Source organism: Rhodococcus sp. NPDC079359, from assembly GCF_040702585.1.
GTDB lineage: Bacteria > Actinomycetota > Actinomycetes > Mycobacteriales > Mycobacteriaceae > Rhodococcoides.
Window position 1 is genome coordinate 163,260 of sequence record NZ_JBFBLH010000001.1, and the last position, 23,435, is coordinate 186,694.

General features: G+C 65.8%; 20 protein-coding genes. 12 read left to right on the forward strand and 8 right to left on the reverse strand.

The annotated features are described in order from the left end of the window. Positions 1 to 114: 114 nt before the first annotated feature. The gene (locus AB0362_RS00800; protein WP_094688811.1) at positions 115 to 843 is read right to left on the reverse strand and encodes an IclR family transcriptional regulator; all 729 of its coding nucleotides are present in this window, start codon (positions 841 to 843) and stop codon (positions 115 to 117) included. A gap of 149 nt (positions 844 to 992) precedes the next feature. On the opposite strand from AB0362_RS00800, the gene leuC reads away from it, so the two are divergent. The 3 genes from leuC to AB0362_RS00815 all read left to right on the forward strand — a co-directional run bounded on the left by leuC (position 993) and on the right by AB0362_RS00815 (position 3,940). Then, the gene (gene leuC, locus AB0362_RS00805) at positions 993 to 2,417 is read left to right on the forward strand and encodes a 3-isopropylmalate dehydratase large subunit (protein ID WP_149405541.1); all 1,425 of its coding nucleotides are present in this window, start codon (positions 993 to 995) and stop codon (positions 2,415 to 2,417) included. A gap of 45 nt (positions 2,418 to 2,462) precedes the next feature. Beyond that, entirely contained in the window at positions 2,463 to 3,080 is a 618-nt protein-coding gene (leuD, locus tag AB0362_RS00810) for a 3-isopropylmalate dehydratase small subunit (RefSeq protein WP_269593600.1), read from the forward strand. A gap of 149 nt (positions 3,081 to 3,229) precedes the next feature. Beyond that, complete coding sequence (locus AB0362_RS00815; RefSeq protein ID WP_317809354.1) at positions 3,230 to 3,940, forward strand: HU family DNA-binding protein; 711 nt, start codon at positions 3,230 to 3,232, stop codon at positions 3,938 to 3,940. Positions 3,941 to 4,067: 127 nt separating this feature from the next. Here AB0362_RS00815 and AB0362_RS00820 read toward each other — a convergent pair whose 3' ends face one another. From AB0362_RS00820 to cofC, 3 genes are all read right to left on the reverse strand, one after another. Further along, the gene (locus AB0362_RS00820) at positions 4,068 to 5,003 is read right to left on the reverse strand and encodes an NUDIX hydrolase (protein ID WP_149405544.1); all 936 of its coding nucleotides are present in this window, start codon (positions 5,001 to 5,003) and stop codon (positions 4,068 to 4,070) included. Continuing rightward, a complete protein-coding gene (locus tag AB0362_RS00825; protein ID WP_255183299.1) occupies positions 5,003 to 7,123 on the reverse strand; it encodes an RNA degradosome polyphosphate kinase in 2,121 nt (706 codons plus the stop codon). The genes AB0362_RS00820 and AB0362_RS00825 overlap by 1 nt, the downstream gene beginning before the upstream one ends. A gap of 193 nt (positions 7,124 to 7,316) precedes the next feature. Then, positions 7,317 to 8,072, reverse strand: coding sequence for a 2-phospho-L-lactate guanylyltransferase (gene cofC, locus AB0362_RS00830; protein ID WP_317547168.1), 756 nt, complete (start codon positions 8,070 to 8,072; stop codon positions 7,317 to 7,319). Between the two features lie 120 nt (positions 8,073 to 8,192). Between cofC and AB0362_RS00835 the strand changes: the two genes are divergently transcribed. Both AB0362_RS00835 and AB0362_RS00840 read left to right on the forward strand, forming a co-directional pair. Further along, positions 8,193 to 9,191 carry an NAD(P)H-dependent glycerol-3-phosphate dehydrogenase gene (locus AB0362_RS00835; RefSeq protein ID WP_094642242.1) on the forward strand — a complete coding sequence of 333 codons (999 nt, stop codon included), beginning with the start codon at positions 8,193 to 8,195 and terminating at the stop codon, positions 9,189 to 9,191. A 73-nt stretch (positions 9,192 to 9,264) separates the two neighbouring features. Beyond that, positions 9,265 to 10,371, forward strand: coding sequence for a D-alanine--D-alanine ligase family protein (locus AB0362_RS00840; RefSeq protein WP_269593603.1), 1,107 nt, complete (start codon positions 9,265 to 9,267; stop codon positions 10,369 to 10,371). Positions 10,372 to 10,389: 18 nt separating this feature from the next. On the opposite strand, the gene AB0362_RS00845 is transcribed toward AB0362_RS00840, so the two are convergent. Both AB0362_RS00845 and AB0362_RS00850 read right to left on the reverse strand, forming a co-directional pair. Continuing rightward, the gene (locus tag AB0362_RS00845) at positions 10,390 to 10,995 is read right to left on the reverse strand and encodes a DUF3515 domain-containing protein (protein WP_317809356.1); all 606 of its coding nucleotides are present in this window, start codon (positions 10,993 to 10,995) and stop codon (positions 10,390 to 10,392) included. Between the two features lie 3 nt (positions 10,996 to 10,998). After that, positions 10,999 to 11,247 carry an Lrp/AsnC ligand binding domain-containing protein gene (locus AB0362_RS00850; protein ID WP_037189711.1) on the reverse strand — a complete coding sequence of 83 codons (249 nt, stop codon included), beginning with the start codon at positions 11,245 to 11,247 and terminating at the stop codon, positions 10,999 to 11,001. A 176-nt stretch (positions 11,248 to 11,423) separates the two neighbouring features. Between AB0362_RS00850 and AB0362_RS00855 the strand changes: the two genes are divergently transcribed. Genes AB0362_RS00855 through AB0362_RS00865 form a run of 3 tightly spaced genes read left to right on the forward strand, consistent with a single transcriptional unit; the run spans position 11,424 to position 13,679 of the window. Beyond that, the gene (locus AB0362_RS00855; protein WP_317809466.1) at positions 11,424 to 12,428 is read left to right on the forward strand and encodes a thiamine-phosphate kinase; all 1,005 of its coding nucleotides are present in this window, start codon (positions 11,424 to 11,426) and stop codon (positions 12,426 to 12,428) included. Between the two features lie 37 nt (positions 12,429 to 12,465). Next, complete coding sequence (locus AB0362_RS00860) at positions 12,466 to 12,990, forward strand: gamma carbonic anhydrase family protein (protein ID WP_094669801.1); 525 nt, start codon at positions 12,466 to 12,468, stop codon at positions 12,988 to 12,990. Next, positions 12,987 to 13,679 carry a uracil-DNA glycosylase gene (locus AB0362_RS00865; protein ID WP_317809357.1) on the forward strand — a complete coding sequence of 231 codons (693 nt, stop codon included), beginning with the start codon at positions 12,987 to 12,989 and terminating at the stop codon, positions 13,677 to 13,679. The genes AB0362_RS00860 and AB0362_RS00865 overlap by 4 nt, the downstream gene beginning before the upstream one ends. Before the next feature lie 5 nt (positions 13,680 to 13,684). Here the strand turns inward: AB0362_RS00865 and AB0362_RS00870 are convergent, their stop codons facing one another. Further along, positions 13,685 to 14,479, reverse strand: coding sequence for an enoyl-CoA hydratase-related protein (locus AB0362_RS00870; RefSeq protein WP_300520726.1), 795 nt, complete (start codon positions 14,477 to 14,479; stop codon positions 13,685 to 13,687). A 268-nt stretch (positions 14,480 to 14,747) separates the two neighbouring features. Further along, the gene (rpmB, locus tag AB0362_RS00875) at positions 14,748 to 14,939 is read right to left on the reverse strand and encodes a 50S ribosomal protein L28 (RefSeq protein WP_008717389.1); all 192 of its coding nucleotides are present in this window, start codon (positions 14,937 to 14,939) and stop codon (positions 14,748 to 14,750) included. A gap of 276 nt (positions 14,940 to 15,215) precedes the next feature. Here rpmB and AB0362_RS00880 point away from each other — a divergent pair, with 276 nt between their 5' ends. The 4 genes from AB0362_RS00880 to rsmD all read left to right on the forward strand — a co-directional run bounded on the left by AB0362_RS00880 (position 15,216) and on the right by rsmD (position 23,410). Further along, a complete protein-coding gene (locus tag AB0362_RS00880) occupies positions 15,216 to 16,895 on the forward strand; it encodes a DAK2 domain-containing protein (RefSeq protein WP_317809359.1) in 1,680 nt (559 codons plus the stop codon). A gap of 13 nt (positions 16,896 to 16,908) precedes the next feature. Next, the gene (recG, locus tag AB0362_RS00885; protein ID WP_317809360.1) at positions 16,909 to 19,185 is read left to right on the forward strand and encodes an ATP-dependent DNA helicase RecG; all 2,277 of its coding nucleotides are present in this window, start codon (positions 16,909 to 16,911) and stop codon (positions 19,183 to 19,185) included. Positions 19,186 to 19,442: 257 nt separating this feature from the next. Beyond that, positions 19,443 to 22,859 carry a pyruvate carboxylase gene (locus AB0362_RS00890; RefSeq protein WP_317809361.1) on the forward strand — a complete coding sequence of 1,139 codons (3,417 nt, stop codon included), beginning with the start codon at positions 19,443 to 19,445 and terminating at the stop codon, positions 22,857 to 22,859. After that, a complete protein-coding gene (gene rsmD / locus AB0362_RS00895; protein WP_149405552.1) occupies positions 22,856 to 23,410 on the forward strand; it encodes a 16S rRNA (guanine(966)-N(2))-methyltransferase RsmD in 555 nt (184 codons plus the stop codon). Before AB0362_RS00890 ends, rsmD begins: the two co-directional genes overlap by 4 nt. Positions 23,411 to 23,435 lie beyond the last annotated feature (25 nt).

A 23,435-nucleotide genomic window follows, 5' to 3' on the forward strand; every position in this document is an offset into this window, starting at 1 on the left:
GGGGTGACTCCTCGCAGTCGTCGACCGACCGGGTAGGCCGCTCGAGACGAAGGTACCCCACTCTCGCAGCTCGATCAGCTCGTTTTACTCGGGCCGACGGGGCTGCGGTTTAACTCAGAGTCGCTTGTGCAGAGCGTCCGCGGCGGCAAGAAGATCCGCGGCCCACCGCGCTCCGGGCTTGCGTCCGATTCGATCGATCGGTCCGGATACCGAGATCGCCGCCACCACAGTGTCGTTGCCGTCTCGCACGGGCGCGGCGACGCTCGCGACGCCCGGTTCGCGCTCGCCGGCACTCTGTGCCCATCCGCGCCGCCGAACTTCGAGCAGAACACGCTCGCTGAATTCTGCATCCGGCAGAACTGTTCGTTGGGTCTGCGAATCTGCCCATGCGAGAAGGACTTTGGCACCCGATCCAGCCGTCATCGGCAGACGTGCGCCGACGAGTACGGTGTCTCGAAGTCCGGTCGGCGGCTCCATGGATGCCACGCACACCCGCACTGTCCCTTCGCGCCGATAGATCTGCACACTCTCACCGGTGATTTCGCGCAGGCGTGGGAGGACCGAGGCAGCAGCGTCGAGCAGGGTGTCCGATGCGCTCGCCGCAAGCTCTCCCAATCCCGGGCCGGTCCGCCACAGGCCGTCGGCATCCCGTACGAGAAGGCGGTGGGTCTCCAGTCCTACCGCGAGGCGGTGGGCCGTTGCCCGGGGCAGGCTCGTTCGAGCGCACAGGTCGTTGAGATTGCAGGGCGTCTCCGCCACCGCGTGCAGCACCGTCATCGCCTTGTCGAGGACACCGATACCGCTCGATTTGTCGACGAGGCCATTGGGGCTATGCTGTCTCATAGAACGATATTAGCCTCCCGAATGCTGAGATTGCACAACTACGAGATCTTCAGTGCGTGCCGGGGGCATGATGTCGAGACGATCACGCGAGGTGGACCAGCCCGTTCATCGGCGCGACGACGACAGGGAAGACGAGGTCCGCGACAGCGATGTCCGAAACACCGAAGACTTTGGCGGAGAAGGTATGGGACCAGCACGTGGTGGTCCGAGGCGGCGGAGAAGGCGGAGCGCGTGAGCCGGATCTGATCTACATCGATCTCCATCTGGTGCACGAGGTCACCAGCCCGCAGGCGTTCGACGGCCTTCGGCTGGCCGGCCGCGGACTCCGACGTCCGGATCTGACGATCGCGACCGAGGACCACAACGTCCCGACGGCCGACATCTTCGCGCCCATCGCAGATCTGGTCTCGCGCACACAGGTCGACACTCTTCGCCGCAACTGCGAGGAATTCGGTGTTCGGCTCTACCCGATGGGCGATCTCGATCAGGGCATCGTGCACATCATCGGGCCGCAGTTGGGTCTGACCCAGCCCGGCATGACCGTGGTGTGCGGAGACAGCCACACCTCGACGCACGGTGCCTTCGGCTCGATCGCAATGGGCATCGGTACCAGCGAGGTCGAGCACGTCATGGCGACGCAGACTCTGTCGCTGCGTCCTTTCAAGACGATGGCGATCAACGTCGACGGTGAGCTCGCCCCCGGTGTGACGAGCAAGGACCTGATCCTTGCCGTCATCGCACAGATCGGCACCGGCGGTGGCCAGGGCTACGTCCTCGAGTACCGCGGTGAGGCCATTCGCAAGCTGTCGATGGAAGCGCGAATGACCATCTGCAACATGTCGATCGAGGCCGGTGCACGGGCAGGCATGATCGCACCCGACGAGATCACGTACGAGTACCTGAAGGGACGCCCGCACGCTCCTCGAGGAGCCGACTGGGACGCGGCGGTGGCGGCGTGGGACGAACTGGCGACCGATCCGGATGCAGTGTTCGACAACGAGGTCCACATCGATGCCAGCACGTTGACGCCGTTCGTCACCTGGGGAACGAATCCGGGTCAGGGTGCGCCACTGGGCGATACGGTGCCCGATCCGGAGGCGATGGTCGACGAGAGCGAGCGGGCGGCAGCCCAGAAGGCTTTGCAGTACATGGGCCTGGAAGCGGGTACACCCATCCGCGAGATCGCTGTCGACACCGTGTTCGTGGGCTCGTGCACCAACGGTCGAATCGAGGATCTGCGGGCCGTCGCGTCCGTTCTCGAAGGGCATCGGGTTGCCGACGGAGTGCGAATGCTGGTGGTACCCGGGTCCATGCGGGTGCGAGCGCAGGCGGAGGAGGAAGGCCTGGGTGAGATCTTCACGGCCGCAGGAGCGGAGTGGCGTCAGGCCGGTTGCTCGATGTGCCTGGGAATGAATCCGGATCAGCTGGCGGCGGGCGAGCGATCGGCGTCGACGTCCAACCGGAATTTCGAGGGTAGGCAGGGCAAGGGCGGTCGCACTCATCTCGTGTCGCCTCTGGTTGCCGCCGCTACCGCAATCCGCGGAACCCTGTCCTCTCCGGCGGATCTCGCGTAACGCGCGTCCTCGCTCGGATCGATCGAACGCATAGGAGCACATTCGATGGAAGCTTTCACTCGACACACCGGTATCGGAGTTCCGCTACGGCGGTCCAACGTCGACACCGACCAGATAATCCCCGCGGTCTACCTCAAGCGCGTCACGCGCACCGGATTCGAGGACGGGTTGTTCGCGGCCTGGCGCTCGGACCCGAACTTCATCTTGAATCTCGAGCCCTACAACCGAGGTTCGGTGCTCGTTGCCGGGCCCGATTTCGGTACGGGATCATCACGCGAACATGCCGTCTGGGCACTCTCGGACTTCGGATTTCGGGTTGTGATCGCCTCTCGCTTCGCCGACATCTTTCGCGGAAACTCGGGCAAAGCCGGGCTGTTGGCCGCCGAAGTCGATCAGTCGGACGTCGAATTGCTGTGGAAAGCCTTAGAAGAACAGCCCGGTCTGGAATTAATTGTCGACCTCGTCGACAAGACCGTAACGGCTGGAACGTTGGTGGTGCGCTTCGCGATTGACGACTACACGCGGTGGCGTCTGCTGGAGGGTCTCGACGACATCGGATTGACGTTACGCCAGGTAGAGGCCATTACGGAGTACGAAAAGTCAAGGCCTTCATACAAACCCCTGACCCTCCCGGCGCGGATCGAGACACCCTCCGAAAGCTGACCTGGCACCGGTCCGACACGCTTTGGGGCCGTGAACCATTCCGCGACACCGGAATGAAAATTGGCGTGGCGCATAGACTCTTGACGACTTGGGGTTTACCGTTGTAGTAGTCGGTCCGACGATGGACCACCATATAGCGGAGGAAATCCATGAACAAGGCAGAGCTGATTGACGCCCTGACCGAGAAGTTGGGGTCTGATAGGCGGAGCGCCACAGAGGCTGTCGAGAACATCGTCGACACCATCGTGCGCGCGGTCCACCGCGGCGAGAGTGTCACGATCACGGGCTTCGGCGTGTTCGAGCAGCGTCGTCGCGCAGCGCGTGTCGCCCGCAACCCCCGCACCGGTGAGACCGTTCGCGTGAAGCCGACCAACGTTCCGGCATTCCGTCCGGGCGCGCAGTTCAAGGCCGTCATCGCCGGTGGACAGAAGTTGCCCGCAACCGGACCTGCCGTCAAGCGCGGTTCGGCTGCAGCTCCGGCCAAGAAGACTGCGGCAGCGAAGAAGACGGCCGCCAAGAAGACAGCGGTGAAGACGACCGCCCGCAAGGCCACCACCGCGGCAGCCAAGAAGGCAGCTCCGGCAAAGACCGCCGCCAAGAAGGCAGCTCCCGCAAAGACGGCCGCCAAGAAGGCAGCTCCCGCGAAGACCACCGCGCGCAAGACCACGACGGCTGCTGCCAAGAAGGCTCCGGCCAAGACGACCGCACGCAAGGCCGCGACCACGACGGCTCCTGCCAAGAAGGCTCCGGCCAAGACAGCGGCCAAGAAGACCGTCGCCAAGAAGGCCCCGGCCAAGAAGGCCCCGGCCAAGAAGGCTCCGGCCAAGAAGGCACCCGCGAAGCGCGCAGCGAAGAAGTAGAGCCTGCAGGTTTTCACTCGTCAGGCGCAGCCGCTGAAGCGGCAGCGTGAGTGAGACAGACTGTGGACGGCAGAAGGCCCCCGACTCGAAGATCGAGTCGGGGGCCTTCTGTTTTTCGTGTGGCCGCTCAGCCGTCGGCGGCGAGGGTGGGCAACGGACTGGCGATGTGATCGGCCGAGATGAGCCTGCCGTCGCGGCGTGAGAGCACCCATACGCTGCCCTTGCGATTTCTGTTGGCCGGCAACGTGATTCCGTCCTTCTCGGCCCACCAACGCATCAAGTCCGGGATCACTTTTCCCTGGCTGCAGACAACGGGGGTGCCGGGAAGTTCGGCGATGTCGCGAGCGCGATGGCGGCCCTTGCGCGGGTCGTCGGCATACCCTTCCTCGGACAAGAGGTGCTCGGGAGTGATGTCCACCCCCAACGATTCCGCGAACGGAGCAACGGTCTGCACACATCGAGCACGGTCGGCTGCGTATACGGCATCGCCGCCGAAGGCCCGAAGCAACGACACCAAGGATTCGGCCTGTCGGCGTCCGATCCTGTCGAGTGGACGGTCGACGTCGTTACCCTTGAACCGTGAGCGCGACCCGGCACTGCCGTGCCGAACCAACAGCACTGTGGAGGTGTCGGCAGGCTTGGCCACGAACCGGCGAAGGATCTTGTGGTCCATGGGATAAGAGAGTTCGCGGCCGACGTCCTCGGGCGCTACCCAGCGCAGTTCGTCCACCTCGACGTTGGGGACGAACTCGCCCCCGGTGACCTCCGCTGCCCAGTACAGAACTTTCTTGACCCGACGGTGCCCCGGAATCGGGTACGTGACGTAGGACAGAGACCGTCCGAGTCTCGAGTCGAATCCGGTCTCCTCCTTTACCTCTCGGACTGCTGCGTCGACAGCTGTTTCACCGGGATCGAGCTTTCCCTTGGGGAACGACCAGTCGTCGTATTTCGGCCTGTGCACCAAGGCGACCTCGACGCCCGAGCCGCCGCTCGGTGAGCGTCGCCACAGGATCGAGCCCGCCGCGAAGATGTTGGCGCGGGGGGAGCCGTCGGAAGTGCCCATCAGGAGCCCTGATTCCTCCGACTGCGCATCAGGTCCACCTGATGCTCACGAACTTTCTCACCCCGAGCCGGTGACGCGACCCAGCCGCCGTCAGGTCCCAGCTCCCAGCATCGAGTGGTGGGGTCGAGTGCAGAATCGAAGATGTCGCTGAGCTGGTTCGCCAACCGAGGATCCTTGACCTGAGCCATCACCTCGACTCGGCGATCGAGGTTGCGGTGCATCATGTCTGCGCTGCCGATCCAGAATTCGTCCGCACCCTGGAAGTGCAGAACACGCGAGTGTTCGAGGAATCGGCCGAGGATGGAACGCACTTCGATGTTCTCCGACAGACCGGGAACGCCTGGCTTGAGTGCACAGATTCCGCGCACCACCACCTTCACCGGCACTCCTGCCATCGATGCTCGGTAGAGCGCGTCGATGACCTGCTCGTCCACCAAGGCGTTGGCCTTGAGGCGAATTCCGGCGCTGCGGCCCTCCTTGAGGTGCTCGACCTCCGCCTCGATGCGCTCGACGATGCCGCGCCGAACTCCGTACGGTGCGACGAGAAGGTTGCGGTACTTGGACTTTCGCGAGTATCCGGTCAGCGAGTTGAACAGATCGGTGAGGTCGGCCCCGATTTCGGGCGACGACGTCAGCAGGCCCACGTCCTCGTAGATTCGCGCTGTCTTGGGGTTGTAGTTGCCGGTACCGATGTGGCAGTACCGGCGAATGACGGATCCCTCTCGGCGCACCACGAGGCACGTCTTGCAGTGCGTCTTGAGCCCGACGAGGCCGTACACCACGTGTACGCCCGCCTTTTCGAGCTTGCGTGCCCACTCGATGTTCGCCTGTTCGTCGAAACGCGCCTTGATCTCGACCAGCGCAACCACCTGCTTGCCCGCGCCTGCGGCATCGACGAGCGCGTTGACGATCGGGGAATCTCCGGAGGTCCGATAGAGCGTCTGCTTGATGGCGAGCACCTGCGGGTCGGCCGCGGCCTGCTCGATGAAGCGTTGAACGCTGGTGGAGAAGGAATCGTACGGATGATGGACCAGGACATCGCCGTCGCGCAGGGTGGAGAAGACACTCTTGGGGGTCTCGCGCTCACCGAACGCCGGGTGGGTGGCCGGAACGAAGGGTGCGTCCTTGAGGTTGGGGCGGTCGACGCTGTAGACCTGCCACAGGCACGACAGGTCGAGCAGTCCGGGAACCTGGATGACATCGCCTGGATCGACATCGAGTTCGCGAAGCAACAATTCGAGCATGTGCTCGGTCATGTCGTCGGCGATCTCGAGGCGGACCGGAGAGCCGAAACGCCTACGGGCAAGCTCTCGCTCCAGTGCCTGGAGGAGATCCTCGTCGCGGTCTTCCTCGACCTCGAAATCGGCGTTGCGCGTGATCCGGAACGCGTGAGACTCGACGACCTCCATCCCGGGGAAGAGCACGTCCAGATGAGCCGAGATCAACTCCTCCATCGACAGGAAGGCGTCGATGCGGTGGTTGCCCTCGCCGCGCTTGACCCGCACGAAGCGATCGACGTTGTCGGGCACCTTCACGCGGGCGAAGTGCTCACCGGTGGTGGAGTAATCCTTCACTGTCACAGCGAGATTCAGGCTCAGCCCGCTGATGTACGGGAAGGGGTGGGCCGGGTCGACGGCCAGCGGTGTGAGAACCGGGAAGACCTGCTCGGTGAAGTACTCCGACAGCCGGGAGCGCTCGTCGCTGTCCAGGTCGGACCACCGGATGATCGCGATGCCCTCGGCGGTGAGCTCGGGCAGAATCGAATCCAGCAGCACTCGCGCATGTTTGAGCGCGAGCTCCTGGGTGCGTTGACCGATCACCGCGAGCTGCTCGCGTGGGGTCATGCCGTCGGCGGAGCGGACCGACAGTCCGGTTTCGTCACGGCGCTTGAGGCCCGCAACCCGAACCATGTAGAACTCGTCGAGATTCGACGCGTAGATCGCGAGGAACTTCGCCCGTTCGAGCAAGGGGAGCGACGAGTCCTCCGCGAGCGCGAGAACGCGCGAGTTGAAATCGAGCCAGCTCAATTCCCGGTTGAGATAGCGATTTTCGGGGAGCACGGTGGCAGCGTCGACGGATTCCGGTGTGGCGGCCGGAAGCGCGGAGGGAATACTCGGCATCGTCGCCGCGATCGGGGCGCTCCATGCCGGGTCCGAACCGGTGGCCTTTCCGGTATCGATCGGAGGATCCTGGTTCGCTGACTGCGCGTCGTCTTTGCTCACCGCACGATCATCCCCCATACCGGGCGTCGGTGAAACTCCGATGGCAGAACTCGAGTCTCCGTTCACTCGACTCCCACGGCGGTACGCGCCGTCAGGCAGTCGTCGCCGATGCTTCGTCACTCCACCCGAGCGAGTGTAGGACGGCCGCCGTCGCCGGTCCGACTCCCAGACGGTGCGCTCCGCGGACGTCGTCGGCGGTGTCCACGTCCAGTCGAAGACCCGGCCAGGTGCCGTCGAGTTCCAGTGCGCCCGAGACGGTGTGGCGACGCGCGGAGTCCCGTCCGAACAGTGGTGCCAACTCGTCGGGGGAGTCCTTGAGGATCAGGGCGGCGGTCCCCGTGCCGTGATGGTCGATCACGAGCGATCTGCCTCCCCGGCGGGCACTGGCGTAGGCCTGCGCGAGTTCTGCCGAACGCATCGCAGGCAGGTCTGCTTGCAACGCGATGATGTCGACGCGGCGCGCGACGGCCTCGCCCCCACGGACGTCCCCACGGTCGTCCACACCGACTTCACAGTGACGCAGTACGTGCGCTGCGGCCGCGAACGCGTGGTTCAGGCGTTGGTCCGGTTGCAGCGCAGGATCGCGGACCGGTTCGTCGAACACCAGTGCACCGATCCTTCGGGCCGTCTCTGCGACGAGAGGATCGGGGGTGACCACCGTGACCGAATCGACCACCGAGACGGCGTCGGCGGCCGCAACGGTGTCGCTGAGCATCGCGAGCACCAATCGAGTCCGATCGGGTGCCGAGAACTCCGCCGCCAAGCGCGACTTCGCTGCGGTGAGATCTTTCACCGCGATGAGAACCCTGACGACACGGTCGCCGTCGTCGTCTCGTGATGCACCCATGGTGCTCGATCCTGCCAGCGTCACCGATCTGTGCCGACTCCGACCGCCCGAGCAGGTCTGCGAGTTAGGGTGATGCGCGCGTGGACAGGGCATCGGCGAAGTAGGCGAGGGGTTGGCGGAATGAGCAGAGCAGCGGTATTGGGGTCAGGTTCGTGGGGGACCGCATTCGCCAAGGTGTTGGCCGATGCCGGAACGGACGTCACCATGTGGGCCCGCCGCGAGGAACTCGCTGCATCCATCACCGACGACCACGAGAACAAGGACTACCTTCCGGGAATCGAGCTACCGTCGTCCATCCGCGCGACGAGTGATCCGGTGCGTGCCCTCGACGGAGCCGACATCGTGGTTCTCGCCGTGCCATCGCAGAGTCTGCGGGCCAATCTGGGGGCGTGGACCGACTCGATCCCGCCGCAGGCAACGCTGCTCTCCCTGGCGAAGGGAATCGAGACCGGAACGCTCATGCGGATGAGTCAGGTGATCTCTCAGGTCACCGGTGCCGATCCCAGCCGGGTGGCGTGCCTGTCCGGGCCGAATCTTGCGCGCCCGATCGCCGAGGGGCAGCCCGCAGCCACCGTCATCGCCTGCTCCGACTCCCAGCGAGCCCTCGAGATTCAGAAGTCCTGCGCGACCGGATATTTCAGGCCTTACACCAACAGTGACGTAATCGGTGCCGAGATCGGTGGTGCCTGCAAGAACGTCATCGCCCTCGCCTGCGGGATGGCCGCAGGCGTCGGATACGGCGAGAACACCCTCGCGTCGATCATGACCAGGGGTCTGGCCGAGATCATCCGACTCGGAGTGGCGCTCGGTGCCAAGCCGTCGACGCTGTCGGGCCTGGCCGGCGTGGGCGACCTGGTCGCCACCTGCTCGTCGCCTCTCTCGCGCAATCGCACGTTCGGAGAGCGACTGGGTTCGGGTGGCTCCCTCGAGAGTGCGCAGGAGGCAGCGCACGGGCAGGTGGCCGAGGGCGTCAAATCCTGCACCTCGGTGCGAGCGCTCGCCGAGAGTTACGACGTCGAGATGCCACTGACCGACGCGGTGCATCGGGTGTGTCACGGCGGCATGTCCGTTCCGGATGCGGTCGGGCACCTGCTGGGACGTCGTATCAAGCCCGAGTGAGGCAGTGATCGCGGTCTCGCGACGAACAGGGCGAATCCGCGTTCGATGAGCCGCGACGGTACGGTTTCTCATCGTGAGTACTCCCCGCATCAAAGTTGCCGTCGTCTTCGGTGGCCGCAGCAGCGAGCATGCCGTGTCCTGTGTATCGGCAGGTAGCGTGCTGCAGAACCTCGATCCGGCCAAGTACGAGGTTGTCCCGGTGGGGATCACCGCGGACGGTGCCTGGGTACTCGGCTCCTCCGACATCGATGCGCTGGCGATTCACGACAGGGTGCTGCCGACCGTCGACAAGACGGGAGCCGCGCTTGCTCTCAGTACCGACCCCGGCCACGCCGGTGCTCTGCTCGCGCTCGGCGAGGGGGAAGGCGGGACGGTGCTTGCATCCGTCGACGTCGTGTTCCCCGTTCTGCACGGACCGTACGGCGAGGACGGCACGCTGCAGGGTCTGCTCGAACTGGCAGGCGTTCCGTACGTCGGGCCGGGCGTGCTGGCCAGCGCTGCGGGCATGGACAAGGAATTCACCAAGAAGCTGCTCGGTGCCGAAGGACTGCCGATCGGTCGCCAGGTCGTACTCCGACGCGCGGTCGACGACCTGACGGCTGCCGAGCGTGACCGAATCGGCCTGCCCGCATTCGTCAAACCGGCCCGAGGTGGATCGTCCATCGGAATCTCGCGCATCACCGCGTGGGACCAACTACCCACCGCGATCGCCATCGCACGCGAACACGACCCCAAGGTGATCGTCGAGGGCATGATCCACGGCCGCGAGGTCGAGTGCGGGGTGCTGGAATTTCCCGACGGCACCGTGCGCGCGAGCGCCGTCGCCGAGATCCGAATTCCCGACGCGGACATCGACGATCATGCTTTCTACGACTTCGACACCAAGTACCTCGACGATGTCAGTGAGTTCGACATCCCGGCGGCACTCGACGACGCCACGAGCGACCGCATACGTGAACTCGCCGTCGCGGCCTTCCGAGCGTTGGACTGCCAGGGCCTGGCGCGGGTGGATTTCTTCGTCACCGAGAACGGTCCGGTCATCAACGAGATCAACACGATGCCCGGGTTCACGTCGATCTCGATGTACCCCAAGATGTGGGCGGAATCGGGCGTCGACTACCCGACGCTCATCGCGACTCTGATCGACACCGCCCTCGCCCGCGGCACCGGTTTGCGCTAGAGCCGTTGCGGCCCAGCGCTACTGCAACGGAGCCGGGTCGAGAGGTTGCTGGGGCAGCGCGTCCGACACGGCCGAGGACGCGTCCTGCAACGGGGTGGGGCCCGAGTCTCCTGGAATCGTCAGGGCAACATAGACGCCGCGATCGACGACGAACCATGTGCTGGCATCGATCCCGTCGTCTTCCCCGGACACCTCGAACCACTGAACGCCGTTGATCACCTGCAGCGGTGCGGCCACATCGAACCCGATGGGCCGGGGCAGGCCGCACCGCAACACGACCGGCTCGGCGTTCTCCTGGTCCGAGGCCCACGCACGGACTCCGACCGGGGCCGGGTCGGCCAACTCGGCTCCGGTGTAGTCGCCGAGGTTCTCGGGCAAGGCGTCGAGCAGGGACGTGCACTGCGCGCTCGCGGCATCGGGGGAGTCGACCGGGCCCAGTGCGACCGGATCGCGGACGGGTGAGCGGTTGACCGCGATGGCGGCAACCAAAACCCCGACGACCAGCGCGACCGGCAACGCGATCGCGGTGGCGATGACTGCGGGATGGCGCTGCTCGCGAGTGCTCTCGGTCTCGGCCGGGCTGTCTTCGGTGCCGGCGTCGTTGCCGGTGTCGGGTGAATTCACGAGCTATCCGACGGACGTCGTCGACTGCGGGGCCACGGGGCAGGTGAGGGTGCGAGTGATGGCATCGACCTTCTGGATGCGGGAGACGATCTCGGCGATCTCGGCGTCGGAGGCACCGTCGGCGCGCGCGATCACGTCGTAGGGCCCGACGACGGCCTCCGCCGACACGACACCGTCGACGGCCTCGATCTGCTGTGCGACGGCCGTCGCACGGCCCACCTCGGTCTGAACGAGAACGAATGCTTGCACCATCGGTGGTCCCTTTCCCCTGCCGGACTTCTCGACTGTAGGTTGGTTCGACTACGTTCTCTTCGCACGTAACCTGCTGCATCGGTACTGTCCCGACCGCCGCTAAAAGGTACCGCAGGCTCGGCGCGCGCTCCGCGTGAGACCGTCGCGCACGCACCGCGTTCTCAGGGAGGAACATCATCGACGACACCGTCACCGACTCGTCCACCGGCAGCGAGCGCACCGTCGCGCAGGTCGGTGAATTCGACGTGATCGCCCGCGCCGTGGCAGACCGTGTGCAGCCACCGTCGACCATCGTCGGGCCGGGTGACGACGCAGCCGTCGTCGCCGCCTCCGACGGGCGGATCGCTGCGTCCACCGATATGTTGGTGCACGGCAGGCACTTTCGGCTCGACTGGTCGAGTCCGATACAGATCGGCCGCAAGTCGATCGCGCAGAACGGCGCGGACATTGCCGCAATGGGCGCGCAGTGCTCGGGTTTTCTCGTCTCGCTCGGGTGCCCGGCCGACACGCCGGTGAGCGTGACCGACGGCCTCAACGAGGGCATGTGGCTCGAGGCGGTCGCGGCTGGATCGGCCATCGTCGGCGGCGATGTGGTGCAGTCGCCGGAGCTGGTGATCTCGATCACCGCGCTCGGCGACCTTCAGGGCCGGGCCCCGGTTCTTCGATCGGGGGCGCGTGCCGGTGACGTGATCGCGTACGCGGGACGGCTCGGCTGGTCGGCGGCTGGACTCGCCCTCCTGCTCGGCAACAGGGACAGAACCGGCCACGACGCCGTGGTGGACGCGCACCGAGTGCCCGTCCCTCCGTATCGCGCCGGGATCGACGCGGCAGAGGCGGGAGCGACCTCTCTCACCGACGTTTCCGACGGCTTGTTGGCCGATCTCGGCCACATCGCCGACGCATCGGGCGTTCGGCTGGACGTCGATCCCGACCTGCTGGACATCCCGGTCGAAGTGCGTTCGGCCGCAACTCTGATGGGTCACGATCCGCTGGACTGGGTGCTCACCGGAGGCGAGGATCACGCTCTCGTCGGCACCTTCCCCGATACCGCAGGCGTTCCCCGGGGATGGACGGTGATCGGACGTGTCCAGCACGGCGGTGACGAACAGGGCCCGCGAGTGACGGTCGGCGGACGCCCCCATTCGGGTAGATCGGGATGGTCGAGTTTCGAGGGCGAGTGAACGCGGTCGGGTCCATCGGGTCGGCTAAGTTGCAGAGATGGCTATCTACGCACTCGGTGATCGCGAACCCGACATCCACCCAGACGCCTACGTCCATCCCGACGCCGTCGTCATCGGAGCGGTGACTCTGGCGGCCGGATCGTCGGTGTGGCCCACTGCCGTTCTGCGGGCCGATTACGGCACCATTTCGATCGGCGAGGGCACCAACGTGCAGGACGGGACCGTGGTGCACTGCACCCCGATCGACGCAACGGTCATCGGTTCCGGGTGCGTACTGGGCCACAACGCGCACGTCGAGGGTGCGACCATCGGGAACAACTGTCTCATCGCCTCGGGCTCGGTGGTACTGAACGGTTCGAAGATCGGTGCCGGCTCGATCGTGGGAGCAGGCGCAGTGGTGCCGTTCAAGTTCGTCGTTCCCGAACGCTCCATGGCACTGGGGGTTCCGGCGAAAATTCGCGAGGGGTACCAGGTTCCCGAAGGGCATGTCGACATCAACGTGCAGATGTACTCGGCCAACGCCGCGTACTACCGCGACGCGCTGCGCCGGATCGATCGGTGACGCCGCGTCCGCTCGCCGAGAGCGTCGAATCGGGGTGGGCGGCAGCCCTCGCGCCGGTCGAGTCGAATGTTGCTGCCATGGGCGACTTCCTACGGGCAGAACTCGCCGCAGGACGTCATTACCTCCCCGCCGGCGAGAACGTACTGCGCGCTTTTCGCCACCCCTTCGATGGAGTTCGCGTTCTCATCGTCGGTCAGGATCCGTATCCGACGCCGGGACACGCAGTGGGGCTGAGCTTTTCCGTTGCCCCGGATGTGCGACCCGTGCCGCGCAGTCTGAGCAACATCTTCAAGGAGTACTCGGACGATCTGGGGTTGCCCACGCCCAGCAACGGTGATCTGACACCCTGGGCGGACCGCGGGGTGATGTTGCTCAACAGGGTGCTCACCGTAGAGCCGGGTCAGGCTGCGTCGCACCGGAAGAAGGGGTGGGAAGCGGTGACCGAGCAAGCAATTCGTGCACTCGTCGCCCGGGCCGAGAATCCCGACGCGCCCGGACTGGTCGCCGTTCTGTGGGGACGCGACGCGGCTGGCCTGAAGCCGATGCTCGGATCGGTGCCCTACATCGAATCCGCGCACCCGTCTCCGTTGTCCGCGTCACGCGGATTCTTCGGATCCAAGCCTTTCAGCCGTGTCAACGAATTGTTGGTCGAGGGGGGAGACGAACCGATCGACTGGACGCTGCCGTGATCGAATCAGGAGAAGTCGGGCCGACGCTTCTCGACGAACGCGTCGACGCCTTCACGTCCGGCAGGTGACGACGCGGCTGCGGAGATCGAGGAGGCTTCGGCGTCCAACTGCTGTGTCAGCGTGACCGATTCGGCGGCCCGCAGCAGAGTCTTGATTCCCTGGTACGCCGATGTCGGCCCGACGGCAAGGGTTCGCGCCAGGCGCTCGGCCTCGCTGTCGACGATGTCGTCGCCCACCAGTCGGCTGAGAATCCCGAGACGAACGGCCTCCTCTCCATTGATGATCGAGTCGTTCAGGAGAATGTCCATCGCGCGGCCCGAACCGACTATTCGGGGGAGTGTCCACGACATGCCACCGTCCGGAGTGAAACCGATCGAGGGATACGCGGGGCGAAGCTTGGTCGACGGCCCGCCGATGGCGATGTCGGTGAGGCAGACCAGGCTCATTCCTGCACCGGCAGCCCAACCGTGCACACCGGCCACGACCGGGACGGTGACGGCGGCCAATTCACGAACGAAGGCGTGGAACGTGTCGGCGACAGAACCCACGAAGGCACCGCGATCGGCCGCACCGGCGAAGTCGCGAACATTGCCACCTGCGCAGAAATTCGGCCCTCGACCGATGAGCAGGACGCTTCCGATCGCGGTGCTGCCGTCGTTGGCGGAGCGCAGAGCCGCGGTGCCGTCGGCGATACCCTCCAGATCGAGCGACGCACCGCCGGCGTCGGTGGCGACGACGATGCGAAGTACACCGTCCTCGATGCGGACCTTGCTGGAAATGTCGGCGTCCGAATAAGTCACGTTCCGGACTCTAACCGACGTCGTGATTCCGTCGTGGGGCCGCGGTGCCTCGGTACGGATGCACGATCCCGCTTCCGGGACCGCTACCCGGGTCGAAGGCGGGGTAGCCGGACGCTGAACTCGGTCGGCACGGTCCTCATCGGCTGTGTAACAGAACGGAACGGAACGGATGCACGAACGACTGTGCCCCGCCTCCGAAAATCGGGGGCGGGGCACAGTGCTCGCACGCAGTCGAGGCCGTGGAGGAAATCGAAGAGCGAGGCCGAAATCAGCCCCGGACCACCTTGCCTGCCTTCAAGCAGGAGGTGCACACGTTCATGCGCTTGGAGTTACCAGGCGCAACCTGAGCGTGAACGGTCTGGATATTCGGGTTCCAACGACGGTTGGTCCGTCGGTGCGAGTGCGAGACCGACTTACCGAAGCCGGGCCCCTTGGCGCATACGTCGCAGACGGCAGCCATAGTCGCGAACTCCTTGATAGATGTTGATCGATACATGTGGTCGAAGACATCGAAACGAACTACGAGCAGATGCAAGGATTGCAATGCGTGAAGATCGCCTCGAGGCAACCCTGCAAGAATAGCGGCGCGGCCCGCAATCACCAAACCGCCACGGCAGACGCTGCGTGAGGGCTCACGGACGGCGCGCCACCGATCATGCCCGACTAAGCTTCGGGCACTGTCCGCGAGGGAGTTCGGACCAGGTAGCGGATGTGACGCGGGGGGAGGCTGCTCGACGTGGTCGACGTTCTCGAATCGATCGATGCGGCGGCCCTCCGACGGTGGGCCTACCGCTGTGTCGATTCTCTGACCGCGCGGTGCGACGAGATCGATGCACTCAACGTCTTCCCCATTCCAGACTCGGACACCGGCACCAATCTCATGTTCACCTTCCGTGCCGCGGTGGAGTCGATGCGCGCAGCCGGGCCCACTGCGGACGCCCGCGCCATCGGGCGGGCACTGGCCGTGGGGGCGGTCGCGGGCGCGCGGGGCAACTCGGGAGTGATCGTGTCGCAGTTGTTGCGCGCTGTTGCCGAGGCCTCAGCGGACGGCCCGCTCGACACGGTGTCGATCCAGGCGATGTTGCGACGCGCGAAAGTCCTGGTCGCAGCGGCAGTGAGCGTTCCCGTCGAGGGCACGATGCTCACCGTTCTGGACGCCGCCGATCGGGAGGCCTCCGCCCACGAAGCCAACGTCGGCCTCTCGACGCTGGTGGTCGACATCGCCGAGGCCACCGCTCGGGCTGTCGACAGCACGACCGATCAACTCGCCGAACTCCGCGAGGCGGGAGTGGTGGACGCAGGCGCTCTCGGTCTCTCGGTGATCATGGATGCCCTCGTGGAGGTGGTGATCGGCCGCACCCCGCCGCGCCGGCGTTACCGTCGCCCACACGAGCACGAACGCCGGGCGGTGAGCGGTGCGTCGAACGTTTCGTCGGAGTGCGGCGGTGCACCCGAGAGTGTGTCGGGGCACGGGTCGAGTCGCCCTCTCGGGTACGAGGTGGTCTACGTCGTGCACGGCCCGAACGACGCGAGGGCGGCGGAACTTCGACGGGATCTGGCCGACATCGGAGATTCCGTCGTGGTCGCCGGTGACGGTTCCGGGGCATGGTCCGCGCATGTGCACACCACCGACCCCGGCAGTGCCGTCGATCTCGGTATTGCAGCCGGAGACGTTCGCGGAGTGCGCATCTCGTGTTTCGGATTCGCCGAGTTCGACGGGGCGGTGAGCCCCCGAGCGCACGACGGAGCAGCGTTGTCGGTGGGTCGCGATATTTTGGCGCTGGTGGCCGGTGAGGGTGCCGCGGATCTCTACGTTCAGGAAGGCGCGACGGTGGTGCGGTGCGACGAGGCGATCGACTCCTCGGTGCTGCATCGTGCGATCGTCGGGATGAAGCACCGCGAGGTGTTGGTGTTGCCGAACGGCGCGTTGTCCGCGCAGGAACTGGTTGCCGTCGGCGCAGCTGCCCGAGCGGACGGCAAAGACGTGGTGATGTTGCCGTGCTCGGCCATGGTGCAGGGTTTGGCCGCGCTCGCGGTGCACGATGCAGCCAGGGCTGCGGTCGACGATGCATTCACGATGTCCGAGGCGGCGGCGGGCACGAGATGGGGATCTCTGCGTATCGCGCGGGAGCGATCGCTGACGTGGGTCGGCACGTGTGAGCCGGGCGACTGCATCGGGCTCGCGGGGCAGGAAGTGGTGATCGTCGCCGCCCGTCCGCTCGATGCGGGGTGTCGGTTGATCGATCAGCTCCTGGCGACGGGCGGGGAGATGGTGACAGTGCTCGTCGGTGCCGAGGCGTCGGAGGATTTCGGCGATCAGTTGGCCGAGTATGTGGCGGGCGCACACCCCGGAGTCGACGTGGTGGTCTATACAGGTGGGCAGCCGGGGGATCTCGTGCAATTCGGAGTGGAATAGGGAATCTCGGACAATGGCAACGTTGGTGGACCGGCTCAATCACGTTCTCGGAGCCGCGGCGGCGACGCCGCTGGCCGACGTCTTCGGTATTCACACTGTCGAGGATCTGCTTCGGCACTATCCGCACCGCTACATGACGCACGGTTCGGAGCTGGGGGAGAAGGAGCCGCCCGAGGGCGAGCACATCACCATCGTCGCGACGGTCGAGTCCGCGACTCTGCGGTCGATGAAGAACCGCAACGGCCAGTTCCTCGCGGTGACACTCGCCGCCGACGGACAGCGCATCGAAGCCACCTTCTTCAGTCCGCACAAGCTCAAGCATGTGGTGGTGCCGGGTCGACGCGGGATGTTCTCCGGCAAGGTCAAGTACTTCGGCAAGCGGTGGAATCTCACGCACCCCAGCTACGTGATTCTCGGTGGCGACGACAACGACGGTGCCGTCGTGCCCGCAGGTCGAATCGTCGGCGGCGGCACCCTGGCCGGACTCGCTCGTGGCTCGGTCGATTCCTCCGGAGCGGTCGACATGTCGGTGTTCGATCGAGCATTCGTGCCCATCTACCCGGCCGCGAAGGACGTCGAGAGCTGGACGTTCATGCGCTGCGTGCGGCAGGTACTCGACCAACTCGACGCAGTGGTCGATCCGCTGCCCGAGTCGGTACGTGCGCAGCGCGGTCTCGTCGACATCGACACCGCACTGCGGTCGATCCATTTCCCGGACACCGCACAGGACAAGGACTCCGCGCGCGAGCGGCTCAAGTTCGACGAGGCGCTCGCCGTTCAACTCGTTCTCGCCGACCGCCGACGCGACGCATCCACCCGGGTGGCAGCGCGATGCCCACCGATCACCGACGGTATCGCGGCGGAGTTCGATCGGCGTCTGCCGTTCGAGTTGACGGCCGGTCAGCACCAGGTCGCGGCCGAGATCGCCCACGATCTGTCGGCACCGCACCCGATGTCGCGGCTGCTGCAGGGTGAGGTCGGCTCGGGTAAGACGATCGTCGCGTTGCGGGCGATGCTGCAGGTCATCGACGCCGGACACCAGTGCGCGTTGCTGGCACCGACGGAGGTTCTCGCCTCCCAACATGCGCGCTCGATTCGCTCGATGCTCGGAAGCCTCGCAGCCGGTGGGGAACTCGGATCGCACGAGCTGGCGACCAAGGTCGCCTTGTTGACCGGCTCGATGTCCACTGCGGCCAAGCGGTCCGCGTTGCTCGATGCGGTCACCGGTGATGCAGGCATCGTGATCGGTACCCACGCCCTGATCGAGGACCGAGTGGAGTTCCTCGATCTCGCGATGGTCGTCGTCGACGAGCAGCACAGGTTCGGCGTCGAGCAACGAGATGCGTTGCGCGCGAAGGCTCGCGACAACACCAGTCCGCACTTGCTGGTGATGACCGCCACCCCCATCCCGCGCACCATCGCGATGTCGACCCTCGGCGACCTCGAGACGTCGGTGCTCACCGAACTGCCCCGCGGCAGATCGCCCATCGTCAGCAACGTGGTGCCCGCCAGGAGCAAACCGGGCTGGGTCGATCGAGCGTGGCAGCGTATTCGCGAGGAAGTGGCAGCAGGTCGGCAGGCGTACGTGGTGTGCTCCCGCATCGGCGACGACGAGGACACCGAGACCGGGAAGAAGAGCGCTGCGAAGAAGAAGAGCGCGAGCGCGGATGACGGCCCCGAGACGACTGCAGCGGTGGACCTGTACGAGACCCTCTCCACCGGACCGATGCACGATCTGCGCGTGGGGCTGCTGCACGGACGATTGTCGGGGGACGACAAGGACATCACCATGTCCGAGTTCAACTCCGGCGAGATCGACGTCCTGGTCTGCACCACGGTGGTCGAAGTGGGAGTGGACGTTCCCAATGCCACGGTCATGGTCATCATGGACGCGGACCGATTCGGCGTGAGCCAACTGCATCAGTTGCGAGGCCGAATCGGCCGAGGCGGGCACCAGGGCCTGTGCATCATGATCAGCTATCTCAGCCCCGCGGGCGGCTCCTTCGCCCGGCTCGAGGCGGTGGCAGCGACCAACGACGGCTTCGAGTTGGCCAAGCTGGATCTGGCCACTCGTCGCGAGGGCGACGTTCTCGGTGCCGCACAGTCGGGCACGGTCAGCGGGTTGCGACTGCTCTCGTTCATCGACGACGAGGACATCATCGCCGACGCGCAGGACTGCGCACGATCGCTGTTCGCGCGGGACCCGTCGCTGGCGAACGATCCCGGCATCGCGTCGATGATGCGGTCGGCCTGGAGATCGGATCGAGTCGACTACCTGCAGAAGTCCTGACGGGGCAGGAGTGGAGCCCGCAGCAACGACCAGGGAAGGCAGGAGTGGAGCCTGCAGGAACGACAGGGGAAGGCGGGAGTGGAGCCTGCAGGAACGACAGGGGAAGTCAGGAGTGGAGCCTGCAGGAACGACCGGGAACGATCAGGAACGGCCGTCGGGATGCACTGCACCGTTTCAGTCGGCCGATTCGAGCAATTCGTCTCGAATGGTGAGATCAGTACACCTCGGTGGCTCACTCTGCCGGGTAAGTTGAGCCAATGTTCTCCAAAGTTTTGGTTGCCAACCGCGGCGAAATCGCCATCCGCGCCTTCCGCGCCTCCTACGAACTCGGGGCCTCGACCGTTGCGGTGTTCCCGTTCGAGGACCGGAACTCGGTGCACCGGACGAAGGCCGACGAGGCGTATCAGATCGGGGAGAAGGGTCATCCCGTTCGCGCGTATCTCTCGGTCGACGAGATCGTCGCCGCTGCCAAGCGCAGCGGTGCGGACGCGGTCTACCCCGGGTACGGATTCCTTTCCGAGAACCCGGATCTGGCCGCAGCGTGCGCCGAGGCCGGCATCACCTTCGTCGGCCCGTCCGCCGACGTGCTCGAACTGACCGGCAACAAGGCGCGGGCCATCGCGGCAGCCAAGGCCGCAGGACTGCCGGTGCTGGCGTCGTCGGAACCGTCGTCCGACGTGGACGAGCTGGTCGCGGCGTCCGAGACCATGACGTTCCCGTTGTTCGTCAAGGCGGTCGCCGGTGGCGGTGGTCGCGGGATGCGCCGGGTGGCCGAGCCCGAGCAGCTACGCGAATCCATCGAAGCTGCTGCGCGCGAGGCGGAATCGGCCTTCGGTGATGCGACGGTGTTCCTCGAGCAGGCCGTGATCGATCCTCGGCACATCGAGGTTCAGATCCTCGCCGACGGCCAGGGCAACGTGGTGCACCTGTTCGAGCGCGACTGCAGTGTGCAGCGTCGGCATCAGAAGGTCATCGAGCTCGCTCCGGCTCCCAATCTGCCCGAAGGATTGCGAGAGAAGATCTGCGCCGATGCCGTGGCGTTCGCGAAGCAGATCGAGTACTCGTGTGCCGGTACCGTCGAGTTCCTGCTCGACACCCGCGGCAATCACGTCTTCATCGAGATGAACCCTCGAATCCAGGTGGAGCACACCGTCACCGAAGAGGTGACCGATGTGGATCTGGTGCAGTCCCAGCTGCGGATCGCCTCGGGAGAGACGCTCGCGGATCTGGGTCTGCAGCAGGAGAACATCGTGTTGCGCGGTGCGGCGCTGCAGTGCCGCATCACCACCGAGGATCCGGCGAACGGATTCCGCCCGGACGTCGGACGCATCACGGCATACCGCACGCCCGGCGGTGCCGGAGTACGTCTCGACGGCGGAACCACGTTGGGTGCCGAGGTCGGGGCCTATTTCGACTCCATGCTCGTCAAGCTCACCTGCCGTGGCCGTGATTTCGACACCGCTGTGGCCCGTGCTCGACGAGCGTTGGCGGAGTTCAGGATTCGCGGTGTGGCCACGAACATTCCGTTCCTGCAAGCGGTTCTGGTCGATCCCGACTTCACGGCCGGTCGCGTCACCACCTCGTTCATCGAGGAGCGCCCCGAACTGCTCACCTCGCGATCCTCGGGCGACCGCGGCACGAAGATCCTCGCCTACCTCGCCGATGTGACGGTCAACAAGCCGCACGGTGAGCGTCCGTCTCCGGTGTACCCGCACGACAAGCTCCCCGCGGTCGATTTCGAGGCTCCGATTCCCGATGGTTCGAGGCAGCGTCTGCTGGCGCTCGGACCCGAGGGCTTCGCTCGCGATCTGCGGAACCAGAAGGCTCTCGGCGTCACCGACACCACGTTCCGTGACGCACATCAGTCGTTGCTGGCGACGCGAGTGCGGACGAGCGGACTGCTCGGCGTCGCCCCGTACGTGGCGCGCACGACGCCGCAGTTGCTCTCGATCGAGGCGTGGGGCGGTGCCACCTACGACGTGGCACTGCGATTCCTGCACGAGGATCCGTGGGAGCGACTGGCGAGCCTGCGAGAGGCCGTGCCCAACATCGCAATTCAGATGTTGCTGCGCGGCAGGAACACCGTCGGCTACACCCCGTATCCGGAGAAGGTGACCCGCAGCTTCGTTGCCGAGGCCACCGACACCGGCATCGACATCTTCCGAATCTTCGACGCGCTCAACAATGTCGATCAGATGCGTCCGGCCATCGATGCCGTGCGCGAGACCGGCACGGCGCTCGCCGAGGTGGCACTGAGCTACACCGGTGATCTGTCGAACCCGAACGAGAACCTCTACACCCTCGACTACTACCTGAAGTTGGCCGAGCAGATCGTCGACGCGGGCGCGCACGTGCTCGCGATCAAGGACATGGCAGGACTGCTTCGCGCACCTGCAGCCAAGACCCTGGTGACGGCGCTGCGCTCGAATTTCGATCTACCCGTGCACGTCCACACGCACGACACCCCCGGTGGGCAGCTCGCGACATACCTGGCGGCCTGGGAGGCCGGGGCGGACGCCGTCGACGGTGCCAGTGCGGCGATGGCAGGCACCACCAGTCAGCCCGCGTTGTCCGCGATCGTTGCGGCGGCGGCACACACCGAGCGCGACACCGGTCTGAATCTGCAGGCCGTCTGCGACCTGGAGCCGTACTGGGAAGCCGTGCGAAAGGTGTACGCGCCGTTCGAGTCCGGGCTGCCTGCACCGACGGGTCGCGTCTACACCCACGAGATTCCCGGTGGACAGCTCTCGAATCTACGGCAGCAGGCGATTTCGCTCGGGCTCGGTGATCGGTTCGAGACCGTCGAGGCCAATTACGCTGCAGCCGACCGTATGTTGGGCCGCCTGACCAAGGTGACCCCGAGCTCGAAGGTCGTCGGCGACCTGGCTCTGGCTCTGGTCGGTGCAGGCGCGTCCGCCGAGGAGTTCGCCGAGAACCCCGGTCGTTACGACATCCCCGATTCGGTGATCGGCTTCCTGCGCGGTGATCTGGGTACGCCCGCGGGCGGATGGCCGGAACCGTTGCGGACGAAGGCGCTGGAGGGGCGCGGTGAGGGCAAGCCGGTGACACCACTCACCGAGGAGGACGAGAAGAGCCTCGACGGAACGTCGGCTCAGCGCCGCGAGACTCTCAACCGTCTGCTGTTCCCCGGTCCCACAGCCGAACTCGCTGCTCATCGCGAGAAGTACGGCGATACGACGCGGCTGTCGGCCAATCAGTTCTTCTACGGCCTGCGGCAGGGCGAGGAGCATCGGGTGGCACTGGAGAAGGGCGTCGAACTGCTCATCGGGCTCGAGGCGATCTCCGACCCCGACGAGCGCGGGATGCGTACCGTGATGTGCATTCTCAACGGACAGTTGCGTCCTGTCTCGGTGCGTGACCGGTCCATTTCGAGTGAGGCACCCACTGTCGAGAAGGCGGACCGGTCGAATTCCGGTCATATCCCGGCACCGTTCGCCGGTGTCGTGACGCTCTCCGTCGAAGAGGGACAGAAGATCTCGGCCGGTGACACCGTCGCCACGATCGAGGCCATGAAGATGGAGGCCGCGATCACCGCACCTCGCGGCGGCACCGTGACCCGTCTGGCGATCTCGGGCGTGCAGCAGGTGGAGGGCGGCGATCTGCTCGTCGTCATCGGTGGGGGGTCGACGGGCGAAGAGGCCGGCAGCGAATGACGCGGATCGTGGCGGGTGTCGCGGGCGGTCGACGTCTGTCGGTACCCGGCCAGGGCACCCGTCCCACCTCCGAGCGAGTGCGCGAGGCGCTGTTCAGCTCCCTGGAGAGTCGGATGGAACTGGGTGGTGCCGCGGTGCTGGATCTGTTCGCGGGATCGGGGGCACTGGGGCTCGAGGCACTCTCGCGCGGCGCGTCGTCGGCGGTGTTGGTCGAGTCGGACGCCCGAGCGGCAGCGGTGGTGCGAAAGAACATCGAATCCGTGGGTCTGCCCGGTGCGTCGGTCCGGTGTGCCCCGGTGGCCTCGGTACTGGCCGGGACAGCGGACGCGGCGTACGACCTGGTGTTGGCCGACCCGCCGTATGCGGTCACCGACACTGCCGTCGCCGGTCTGTTGGACAGGCTCGTCACCGGGGGATGGCTCACCCCCGACGCGGTCGTCGTCCTCGAGCGCTCGTCGCGGTCGCCGGAGACCCGATGGCCGACCGGACTCGTTCCGGAGAAGTCGAAGAAGTACGGCGAGAGTCGAATCGAGATCGCGGCACGCGCGTGACGGGTGAGCCCGGGATCGGCTGATA

Excerpts from the sequence above, each read along its gene's own strand:
- AB0362_RS00800 (WP_094688811.1), bottom strand. The coding sequence starts at position 843 with ATGAGACAGCATAGCCCCAATGGCCTCGTCGACAAATCGAGCGGTATC.
- leuC (WP_149405541.1), top strand. The coding sequence starts at position 993 with ATGTCCGAAACACCGAAGACTTTGGCGGAGAAGGTATGGGACCAGCAC.
- leuD (WP_269593600.1), top strand. The coding sequence starts at position 2,463 with ATGGAAGCTTTCACTCGACACACCGGTATCGGAGTTCCGCTACGGCGG.
- AB0362_RS00815 (WP_317809354.1), top strand. The coding sequence starts at position 3,230 with ATGAACAAGGCAGAGCTGATTGACGCCCTGACCGAGAAGTTGGGGTCT.
- AB0362_RS00820 (WP_149405544.1), bottom strand. The coding sequence starts at position 5,003 with ATGGGCACTTCCGACGGCTCCCCCCGCGCCAACATCTTCGCGGCGGGC.
- AB0362_RS00825 (WP_255183299.1), bottom strand. The coding sequence starts at position 7,123 with ATGCCGAGTATTCCCTCCGCGCTTCCGGCCGCCACACCGGAATCCGTC.
- cofC (WP_317547168.1), bottom strand. The coding sequence starts at position 8,072 with ATGGGTGCATCACGAGACGACGACGGCGACCGTGTCGTCAGGGTTCTC.
- AB0362_RS00835 (WP_094642242.1), top strand. The coding sequence starts at position 8,193 with ATGAGCAGAGCAGCGGTATTGGGGTCAGGTTCGTGGGGGACCGCATTC.
- AB0362_RS00850 (WP_037189711.1), bottom strand. The coding sequence starts at position 11,247 with ATGGTGCAAGCATTCGTTCTCGTTCAGACCGAGGTGGGCCGTGCGACG.
- AB0362_RS00860 (WP_094669801.1), top strand. The coding sequence starts at position 12,466 with ATGGCTATCTACGCACTCGGTGATCGCGAACCCGACATCCACCCAGAC.
- rpmB (WP_008717389.1), bottom strand. The coding sequence starts at position 14,939 with ATGGCTGCCGTCTGCGACGTATGCGCCAAGGGGCCCGGCTTCGGTAAG.
- recG (WP_317809360.1), top strand. The coding sequence starts at position 16,909 with ATGGCAACGTTGGTGGACCGGCTCAATCACGTTCTCGGAGCCGCGGCG.
- AB0362_RS00890 (WP_317809361.1), top strand. The coding sequence starts at position 19,443 with ATGTTCTCCAAAGTTTTGGTTGCCAACCGCGGCGAAATCGCCATCCGC.
- rsmD (WP_149405552.1), top strand. The coding sequence starts at position 22,856 with ATGACGCGGATCGTGGCGGGTGTCGCGGGCGGTCGACGTCTGTCGGTA.